This window comes from Methylobacterium sp. TK26, from assembly GCF_055361565.1.
In genome coordinates, this window is record NZ_CM143965.1 from 1,691,292 (window position 1) to 1,700,000 (window position 8,709).

The following is an 8,709-nucleotide window of genomic DNA, read 5'->3' on the forward strand; positions in this document are numbered from 1 at the left end:
TTCACCTCCCGGTCGGCCGGAGCGCATCGGCGGCACCGTCGAGCGCCGAAGGCAAGATCGTGAACGTACCGAGATCGGCGGGCGGATGTCCGAGGGCGTACGCGACGACGTAGACAATTACCGGATGACCGGCCTCCGGCAGCTCGAACCCATCGAGCTTCACGCGCCAGCCCGCCTCGGCGCTTCGCGGGAATTCCGGATAGATCTCGGCCACATCGGAACGGAGGAGGCCTATCTTCGCCTCGTTGATCACGACGCGCCCCCACTCGTTGAGATCGTCCTCACGGTCATCCCGCGTTGCCTCGCGTTCCAATTGGACGCCGACGACTCTTTCCAAATCCAGCGCCCAACCGCTGAACAGCACCCCCTGGCCGATCGCCAAGCGGTCGCCGTGGGGGACATCGACGGCGCCGAACGGCCGGTCATGTGACACTCGTCGGTTGGCGATTCTCTGCTGCCGGAGCGCATCGAGATCGAAGAGATCCGGGAAGCTGATGACCTTCACGCGGTCCGATGCCGCCGACCGGTCGAGAAAATTCTGGAAATAGCGATTGGCCGTCTCCGGCACGGCGTACAGCGACTGATCTTCCATGTTAAGGCCGTTCATCACCAGAAGGTGGCGCGCCGCGATCCACTCGGCGCCGACCTCTTCGGCGAGGTCGATGAAGCGTTCCAGCTCTTCCAGGTTCTGCCGCATGAGAACGATGTTGAACTGAAGTCTAGGCGTAGCGCTTCCGAGCTCGGCCTTCCTCTTCTGGAGATACTTCAGGTTCTTGACCAGCCGGTCGAAGCTGGCGCCGCGCCTTATGTGCTCGTAGGTTTCCTTGGTGGAACCATCGATCGAGACCTGCACCTGGGTCACGCCGTTGTGGATCGAGGCGTCGACGATCTTGGGCGTCAACCTCGTCCCGTTGGTAATGTAGAGCAGATCCGGGACTTCATACTTCGCCGCGATTTCCAAGATTTCCTTGAAGTACGGGGACGTCAGCGGCTCGTTGCCGGCGGACAGGATCAGCATGTGGGCGCGCGGCAGGGTGCGCGCTGCGATGACCTCGAATTCCGCCGGCGTGGTGTATTTGGCCTTCCGGTGGAACACGTCATCGTAGGAGAAGTGGCACATCACGCAACGCAGATTGCATTTATTCGAGACATCCCACACGACCTTGAGGGGCCGTCCTTCGATCGGTGCCAGTTCCCTGGCCCAATTCTTCGAGGAGCGTCGTGGTGAGGTGCGCGGCTGCGCGCCGTGCATCGATTTGCTCATGCCACCATCCCCGCGCATCGCCGTGCCAAAACGGAGCCGGCCTCGCGTCCCGGCCGGTGGCGGTCAGGCTATCACGATCTCCGGCTGCGGTGCAGGGCGTCCTCTCTGTCGTCGGCGCACGGCACGAAGCGGAAAGGACGCCAATGAGACATTAAACTTCTGGTATTTTCGATGATCCCGCTGCACATAATGTCATCCAAACGTCGTCATGGCTTGCTTGCCGGGAACTCAAATGTCGGTTGAAACCAACACGAATTCATCTTCCAGACCCGCATTTCTACAAAACTTCGATGTTTCCATCATGTTCGACGCGCCGAAGGATCCGATCAACGAATTCATTCAGTCCTTCGTCGGCTGGTTCGCGGCAGTCCGAGAGACGTTTCCTGTCATCTACGCCAATGGCGAGTTGATAGAGAACATTTATTATTATGAGCGCCCGGACGTTTCTGAGTACTCGCAAGGACTTTTTAACCGAGCCTGGACCTTTTATCTCGATTGCGCGCGGTACATGACGCCTGAACAGGGTGCCATCACGATCGAAGTGTTTTGGGAAGGGAAGCTTATTGAGCGGAAACTCTACAGGGTCGGCACGAAGATCCTGCCGACCGGGGAGCGAGATCTCGTCGCGTTCCTGCACGTGCCGAAATCCGGAGGGACCAGCCTGAGACGCGCCCTGGAAGACCAAGCGGGAAACTTCACCCTGCTGGCTTCCTATGAGGATTACGGTTTCCTGACCATCGCCGACTTGAAGAAGCTTTCCAGCCGCGCGCTGTCCAACTTCGATGGAATTTACGGCCATTTTCGTTTCGGTATCCATCAGGGTTACGAGAGAAAAGTCAGGTACATCTCATTCATCAGGAATCCTTATAGCCACGTTTTATCGTATTATTTCTATGCCAAGAGCCACCTCAAGGACGAGAAGGTCCTGGCCTGCCGTGACATCTACGAGGCGATGAGCACGCGGACCAACGTCTTCTTCGACAACATCGTGACGCGGATGTTCTCAGGGATCGACGACGACCAACCGGTCGACGACAACGTCTTTAAGACGGCGATCAACAATATCGATAATTACTTCGAATTCATCGGCGTGACAGAGAACAGCCATGCGAGCCTGAATCGCGCCGGAGCCTATCTAGGATTGGATCTGCAGGCGCACCAAGAAAACATGAATACATATCCTCGCGAGTTCGACTTGATGGACATGGCGAAGTTTCGAAAGTTTGCCTACGATTATCTGAAGTACGATCTTGCAATCTACGAATGCGTTATGAACAAATATTGGGGCGCCGGAAACTGCTCCCACATCGTGGCGCGTCCTGTGGAGACAGGGGGCGATCAAGCCCTCTCCGTCGCAGGGGGCGCCGGTTCGGCATAGGACGAGCGGGCAGGTTCTCGGTCGAAGCGCGCCGGCTCGGGATTTCGGGTTCTCAGGGCGGGACGCAATTCCGCGGTGAACTAGAATCCCGCCCAGGGAGGAACGCGGCGGGAGGCGCGCGGCACGGGCGGCGACAGTCTTTCGATGGCCTGCTAGAGCGGATGGAGGACGTCGCACCTGCGGGGATGTCGGCGCGGCCCGAGCCGCCGCGCCGCGTGGCGCGACAGGGCGTGCCGGAGGCGCAAGGTGTTGGCGCGAGGACAGGGTACCCGAATCCACTCCATCCGATGGTGTAGCCGAATGACCCAAGCGATCGACAGCATCTTCCATTCGCCCGGATATCTGCGGATCACCCAGCGCCGCCTGGAACATCTCGCGTCCCTAGGCCTGCCCCTTGAGGACAGGACCGTCCTCGACGTCGGCGCGGGCATCGGCGACTTCTCGTCATTCTACCTTGACCGGGGATGCCGCGTCCTCGCCGTCGAGCCCCGTGAGGAGAACTTGCGGGACTTCGACTCCAACATGCGCCGCTCGGGCATTCCCTTCGAGGGGAAACTCGAACTCAGGGCTGGAGACGTCTGGGCCCTGGACGAGATCGAGGACGTCTTCGATATCGTACACGCCTACGGCGTGCTCTATCACCTGTCGGACCCCGCCCGGGCGCTCAGGACGCTGGCGTCGCGATGCGGCGGCATCCTGCTGCTGGAGACCTGCGTGTCCAACCAGACGAACGGCCAGAGCAACGTGGTGCCGGAGCCGGTGGAGAATGCCAGCCAAGCCATCGACGGACTGGGCTGCCGGCCGGATCGCGCGTGGCTCCACGCCGAACTGAAGCAACTGTTCGCCCATGTCTACCTGCCGCAGACACAGCCCCGCCACGAACAGTTTCCCCTCGACTGGCGTGTCGGCTTCGGGAGCGACACGCTGCAGCGGTCGATCTACGTCGCGTCGCGGCAGCCGCTTTCACAGCCGTCGCTGAGCGACGACCTGATTCGGCTGCACGATCTTTGATTCCCACCGGACCCGGGAGAATTCAGCCTTGTCGACGCCCGCTGCGGACATCATGCGGCTCATGCAGGCCATGGGAATCGGATGCGTCCTCGATGTCGGCGCCAATGCCGGCCAGTTCGGCGAGGCACTCATCCATCACGGGTTCGGCGGGCTGCTCATCTCCTTCGAGCCGCTCTCCGAAAGCTTCAAGGCCCTGCGCGAGACGAGCCGGCGCCATCCGGACTGGCACTGCCGCCCCCTGGCGATCGGCGCCGAGAACGGCGAAGCGGTAATCAACATCTCCGAAAACCGGGTGAGCAGCTCGATCCTGCAGGCCAAGCCCTGGTCCATCGAGGAGCATGCTCCCATCGCGGTCTCGTCGCGGGAGATCGTGACCGTCCGCAGGCTGGACGCGATCTGGGACGAGTTGCCGTTCCCTGAGCCTCGCCCGCCGATCATGGTCAAGATCGACGTCCAGGGCTTTGAGCCGCAGGTCATCGCCGGCCTCGGCGCCTGCATCGACCACGTGGATCTGCTTCTCCTCGAAGCCTCGCTCATTCCCGTCTACGATGGCGAATCGCCGATCGAGATCATCATCGCGGACATGCGGCGGCGCGGTCTGCAGCCGGTCTGGATCGGCCCTGGATGGGGAAGCGAGACGACCGGACAGATCTTCCAGTGCGATATCGCCTTCGCGCACCAGTCCGTCGTGAAAGTCTTCCGCGGGGCCGCCGGAACGCGGTAGGCCGTCCCGCCCGGCCCCTCACGCCGCGTAGCCCTCAACCGCGAGGTCGTCGCCAGCGATCTCCGGAGTCCGGCCGGTCACGAGGTCGGCGAGCAGGCGCCCCCAGCCGCAGGCCATGGTCCAGCCAAGCGTGCCGTGGCCGTGGAGTTGACGCTGTTTGTGGTCCACGGCCTATGCAAGTTCTCGGGCTGTGAAAGCTTGGTTGGCGAAGGCGCGAGGCGTCAAGCCGCCCAGGGCCGTATGAGGTCGGTCTTCATTGTAGTGACATCGCCATTCCTCGATGCGCTCGCGGGCGTCGGCCAGCGACAGGAACTGATCGGCCCCCACAAGGTGGTCCAGCAGCAAAGTTAGTGCGCGGTAGGCCGCTCCTCCATGGGGAGCTTGGCCGGCGGAGCCAGCCGGGCGCGCGCAGCCGGCAAGGCGGTGAAGGCTGGCATGAACACCCCTGGGGCTGGCGGGCGGTATCCGAGTGACGCGTGGGGGCGGACGGCGTTGTAGTGCTGTCTCCAGCTCGCAATCACGATCTGTGCCTCCTTCAGGGTGTAGAAAATCCCGCCATTCAGGAATTCGTCCCGTAGGCGAGCGTTGAAGCTGTCGACATAGCCATTCTCCCACGGTGAGCCGGGAGTGATATAGGCCGTTTTGGCACCGACCGCGGTGATCCAAGCCTGCACGGACTTGGTGCTGAGCTCCGGGCCATAGCGCATCGGGAAGATGGTGCGTCGCCCTGGGCGGTCATGGCCGATCAATGGGTCTCTAGGTAGGGGACTCATTCAGGTCACTGTGATGACACAGGAAACGAGCGCGACGGCGGCGAGATAGTTGCAGGCCAGGCGGTCGTAGCGGGTGGCGACGCGCCGCCAGTTTTTAAGATGGCCGAACAGGCGCTCGATCCGATTGCGCCGCCGGTAGGCGATCCGGCTGTGCGTGTAGGGCACCGTCCGGGTGGCCGTGGACGGGCTGGTGGCGATCACCTTGTGGCTGTTGAGCCAATCCCTCAGGCTCTGTGTGTCGTAGGCTTTGTCAGCGATCAGGCGCTTGGGTGGCACGACGGCGCGCAACAGAGGCAGCGCCATGGTGATGTCGGCCACGAGCATTGGCCAAGTAATAGACTTTGCTCGTGAACCCGCCGCGCGAGCGGCCGATCGCCTGGCTCCAGGCCCCCCTTTTCCGCCCGATGCCGAGCGGTGGGCCTTCACGTGCGTGGCGTCGAGCATCAGTTCATCGGGGACAGGACCTGCGGCAGCGATCTTGGCAAACAGGCGCTGCCAGACCCCACGCTGCGACCACCTGTTGTAGCGGTTGTAGATCGTGGTGTACGGGCCGTAAGCGGAGGGCGTATCCTGCCAGCGGCAGCCGACCTTCAGGACGTGCAGGATGCCCGAGATGATCTGTCGGTCGTCCTTCCGATCGGGTCCGGGCTGGTCCCTGGGCATGAATGGCTCGATCACCGCCCACTGCTCATCCGAGAGCCAGAACAGGTTCGCCATCGTCACCTCCAGGCCGCAAACGGGCACCTGGAATCACAAACTACCAAACACTACAATGCCTTGGTTCGGTTTATGCCCTAGGTCGAGGTTCTTCACCGGACCTCTTGAGTTGCGCCAACCATTCGCCTTCCAGCCAGCCATCCATTTGGCGACGGAATTGATGACGTACTCGCTGTCGCAACGTATCTCGAGCTGTGCGCCTTCAGGGAAATGCTCTAATGCCCGGATAGCTGCGGTCAGCTCCATGCAGTTATTCGTGCTGTCAGTGTCACCGCCGCAGAGATCCAATGGACCCTCCGGCATCGAGCTGACAACGCCGCATCCACCTAGGCCGGGATTGGGAGCGCAGCCGCCGTTGGCCTAGACGATGATTATCATTTTATATGGGCCATGTCGAACAAGATGCATGCCTCGCTCAAGATCAAGCCTGAGGAGCACCTGTCCTCCATACTGTTTTTCGCTGTGTATCTCCAGATATCCCATCGATTGGTAAGCAAGTCTCAAGCTTCAAAATAAATTAATATGGGATTGATCCCAGTTGACACCGATGGCAGATGCATGACTCTAATATTCGCGATAATATTTCGATCAAATTATTGTATGCAGGTATTCCCTACGACGATCCTCTGTCCGCAAGACCCGGCATCGCGGCGCGGGTCGGTCGAGCCCCTACTTAGGCGGTGACGCGGGCAGGTCTATGACGGGCGCCTTCGGACCGCGCGGGGCTGGAACCGCATGCGCCGGCCGGGCTCAGGCTCGCCGTGTCGTTCCGGTCGCCGGACAAGTTTAGATTTGGTCTGGATCAAATTGGTACGAGATCCCGATTGCCAAGCTCGACACCAATGTTGACGAAAACAAGTCTCTTCCGAGCCTGATGCGGATTTTGATGACGTGAGGCTATCGCAGAAACTGGGTGAGGATGGCCGTTCCGCGTTAACCAAACTCGATCTGAAACGCGGATGCGTATTCGCTACCGACCACCCAAGACGCCGGCGACAAGGGCGACTCCCGCGGATGCACCGAGTTGCGCGCCGACGGCCGCCGATGTCCAATTATATACAACGCCAATTTGGAAGCCGACCACGCCACCTGCGAGGGTTCCGACCACTAATAGAATGAGCATGACGGCGCTTTCACACAGGACTGCAGGGTCGAAACACCTTCCATGCGGCGTGGCGATCTTCTCTTATAGTTCTCGTGTTAACACCCGATAGCCTAGTCATTGCGGGAACGTATGTTTTGCGTCGGCAAGTATGGACCGGACGTAAATTGTCGAGCGGCATTCCGTAAGCTTGTGTACGCCCCGCCCATTTGTTATGCAGCCCCCATTAAGAAAGGTTTAACCACCTTCCCCCCGCGAGAGGATCTGCACCGATGCCGCGTCCGAAGGGACAGACGACAGTCTTCAGGCCTGCGCTGACATCGCAGCACGGCTTCGAGCCCGTCCTGAGCGCGCTGACCTTACGGGGGCTCGAACGCCGGCTCGGCATGGCCGTCAAGCGCAGCATCGACGTGACGGTGGCGGGAGGCGCCCTCCTCCTTCTCCTGCCGCTCCTGGCTCTGGTCGCCGCGACGGTCTGGTTGGGGGATGGCAAGTCGCCGATCTTCCGGCACACGCGCCTGGGCCGTAACGGGCGCCCATTCGGCTGCCTGAAGTTCCGGACCATGGTGGTGGATGCCGAGGCGGCGCTCGCCGCCCATCTGGCGACCAATCCCGCGGCGCGGGCCGAATGGGCCGCCACGCACAAGCTGACCGACGATCCGCGCGTGACCGCCTTGGGACGGGTGCTGCGCAAGACCTCGCTCGATGAGCTGCCGCAGCTCGTCAACGTCCTGCGCGGGGACATGAGCCTCGTCGGCCCCCGGCCGATCGTGCAGGCCGAGGTCGCGCATTACGGCGCCGCCTTCACCCCCTGCTTCTCGGTGCCGCCCGGCGTCACGGGCCTGTGGCAGGTCTCCGGTCGCTCAGACACGACCTATGAGGAGCGTGTCGCCCTCGATCTCGACTACGCCGCGCATTGGAGCCTCAAGCGCGACCTGATCATCTTGGTCCGGACGGTTCCCGCCGTCTTCGCCCAACGCGGCAGCCGCTGATCGGCGGCCAGGGCGCGCCGGAGCGGACTCCCGGATCGGACTCACAGACCGCCGGGGTGATCCTCCGGCGCGATGGGGGCCTCGTCGCAGAGACGCCAGATTTCCAGAAAGCACGCTGCGTAAGCCGCTAGGAGAACGGCGGTCCAATGCATTGTTGTAGCCCCTGCGATATCGCTTTCGTTACCCTAGGGCCGAAAGCTTGACGTTTCCTCGCAGGTGATGCTGCCCTTACTGTTTCAGAAGGGCAAGGACCATTCCGATCAAAGTCCCGCCAGCGACGGGAGAAAGTAGCCCAAAGACCGAAATGAGCAGGATGAGCGCGATGGCCGCGTTCTCCTTCCGCTTCGCGTCCTCCTTGCGGGAGGGTGGCTCCCACCGCGGCGGAACGGCTCTTTGTTCGTGATCGAGGAACACCGCCGATACCCGATTGTTCGCCCTTCGGACATGCCGAGACCCGTAAGGCCGGCTCACCGAGTGTACCCGAGAGACGACCATGCTCAAAGTTCTGCGCTTCCTTCGAAACTGGTTCGTCCTCTCCGTGCCGCTCGGCGTTGCCGTCGGGAAGCTGCTCAAGTGGCGTAACAAGCCCGTGACAAACAGAAGAGTCCCGTAAGTCCGCTTTCCCTTCTCCGGCTCATGATCTAACGAATATCTCTCGCCATCGCGCGGAAGCGATTTAGTCTGCGACGGCTCAGGTCCGCCGTCGAGATGATGCGGGGATCGTAGATGTCATGAAGGGGCTATTGCT

7 protein-coding genes and 4 pseudogenes (1 of these 11 cut by a window edge) are annotated in these 8,709 nt (G+C 61.5%); 5 read left to right on the forward strand and 6 right to left on the reverse strand.

What is annotated here, in order from left to right; genetic code table 11:
* Position 1: 1 nt before the first annotated feature.
* The gene (locus ACXJ1Y_RS08175; RefSeq protein WP_463849564.1) at positions 2-1,264 is read right to left on the reverse strand and encodes a radical SAM protein; all 1,263 of its coding nucleotides are present in this window, start codon (positions 1,262-1,264) and stop codon (positions 2-4) included.
* Positions 1,265-1,496: 232 nt separating this feature from the next.
* Here ACXJ1Y_RS08175 and ACXJ1Y_RS08180 point away from each other — a divergent pair, with 232 nt between their 5' ends.
* From ACXJ1Y_RS08180 to ACXJ1Y_RS08190, 3 genes are all read left to right on the forward strand, one after another.
* Positions 1,497-2,642: a sulfotransferase family protein gene (locus ACXJ1Y_RS08180; RefSeq protein ID WP_463849565.1), complete on the forward strand. Its 1,146-nt coding sequence runs from the start codon at positions 1,497-1,499 to the stop codon at positions 2,640-2,642.
* 300 nt (positions 2,643-2,942) lie between these two features.
* Entirely contained in the window at positions 2,943-3,653 is a 711-nt protein-coding gene (locus tag ACXJ1Y_RS08185; protein ID WP_463849566.1) for a class I SAM-dependent methyltransferase, read from the forward strand.
* 28 nt (positions 3,654-3,681) lie between these two features.
* Positions 3,682-4,377, forward strand: coding sequence for an FkbM family methyltransferase (locus ACXJ1Y_RS08190; protein WP_463849567.1), 696 nt, complete (start codon positions 3,682-3,684; stop codon positions 4,375-4,377).
* Between the two features lie 18 nt (positions 4,378-4,395).
* Here ACXJ1Y_RS08190 and ACXJ1Y_RS08195 read toward each other — a convergent pair whose 3' ends face one another.
* The 5 genes and pseudogenes from ACXJ1Y_RS08195 to ACXJ1Y_RS08215 all read right to left on the reverse strand — a co-directional run.
* Positions 4,396-4,545 (reverse strand): hypothetical protein, encoded by a 150-nt coding sequence (locus ACXJ1Y_RS08195; RefSeq protein WP_463850202.1) that lies wholly within the window; start codon positions 4,543-4,545, stop codon positions 4,396-4,398.
* A gap of 3 nt (positions 4,546-4,548) precedes the next feature.
* Positions 4,549-4,704 (reverse strand): annotated as a pseudogene (locus tag ACXJ1Y_RS08200) (integrase core domain-containing protein); the annotation flags it as partial.
* A gap of 20 nt (positions 4,705-4,724) precedes the next feature.
* Positions 4,725-5,075 (reverse strand): annotated as a pseudogene (locus ACXJ1Y_RS08205) (integrase core domain-containing protein); the annotation flags it as partial.
* Positions 5,076-5,171: 96 nt separating this feature from the next.
* A pseudogene (locus ACXJ1Y_RS08210) lies at positions 5,172-5,867 on the reverse strand (IS5 family transposase); the annotation flags it as partial.
* A 78-nt stretch (positions 5,868-5,945) separates the two neighbouring features.
* Positions 5,946-6,227 (reverse strand): annotated as a pseudogene (locus ACXJ1Y_RS08215) (ribonuclease H family protein); the annotation flags it as partial.
* Between the two features lie 1,128 nt (positions 6,228-7,355).
* Between ACXJ1Y_RS08215 and ACXJ1Y_RS08220 the strand changes: the two are divergent.
* Both ACXJ1Y_RS08220 and ACXJ1Y_RS08225 read left to right on the forward strand, forming a co-directional pair.
* Entirely contained in the window at positions 7,356-7,961 is a 606-nt protein-coding gene (locus tag ACXJ1Y_RS08220; protein ID WP_463850066.1) for a sugar transferase, read from the forward strand.
* 743 nt (positions 7,962-8,704) lie between these two features.
* Positions 8,705-8,709, forward strand: partial view of a hypothetical protein gene (locus ACXJ1Y_RS08225; RefSeq protein WP_463849568.1) — the 5' end (the start) only. It continues 214 nt past the right edge of the window; only the first 5 of its 219 coding nucleotides appear in the window; the start codon lies at positions 8,705-8,707; the stop codon falls past the right edge of the window.

Excerpts from the sequence above, each read along its gene's own strand:
- ACXJ1Y_RS08220 (WP_463850066.1), top strand. The coding sequence starts at position 7,356 with ATGGCCGTCAAGCGCAGCATCGACGTGACGGTGGCGGGAGGCGCCCTC.
- ACXJ1Y_RS08175 (WP_463849564.1), bottom strand. The coding sequence starts at position 1,264 with ATGAGCAAATCGATGCACGGCGCGCAGCCGCGCACCTCACCACGACGC.
- ACXJ1Y_RS08180 (WP_463849565.1), top strand. The coding sequence starts at position 1,497 with ATGTCGGTTGAAACCAACACGAATTCATCTTCCAGACCCGCATTTCTA.
- ACXJ1Y_RS08185 (WP_463849566.1), top strand. The coding sequence starts at position 2,943 with ATGACCCAAGCGATCGACAGCATCTTCCATTCGCCCGGATATCTGCGG.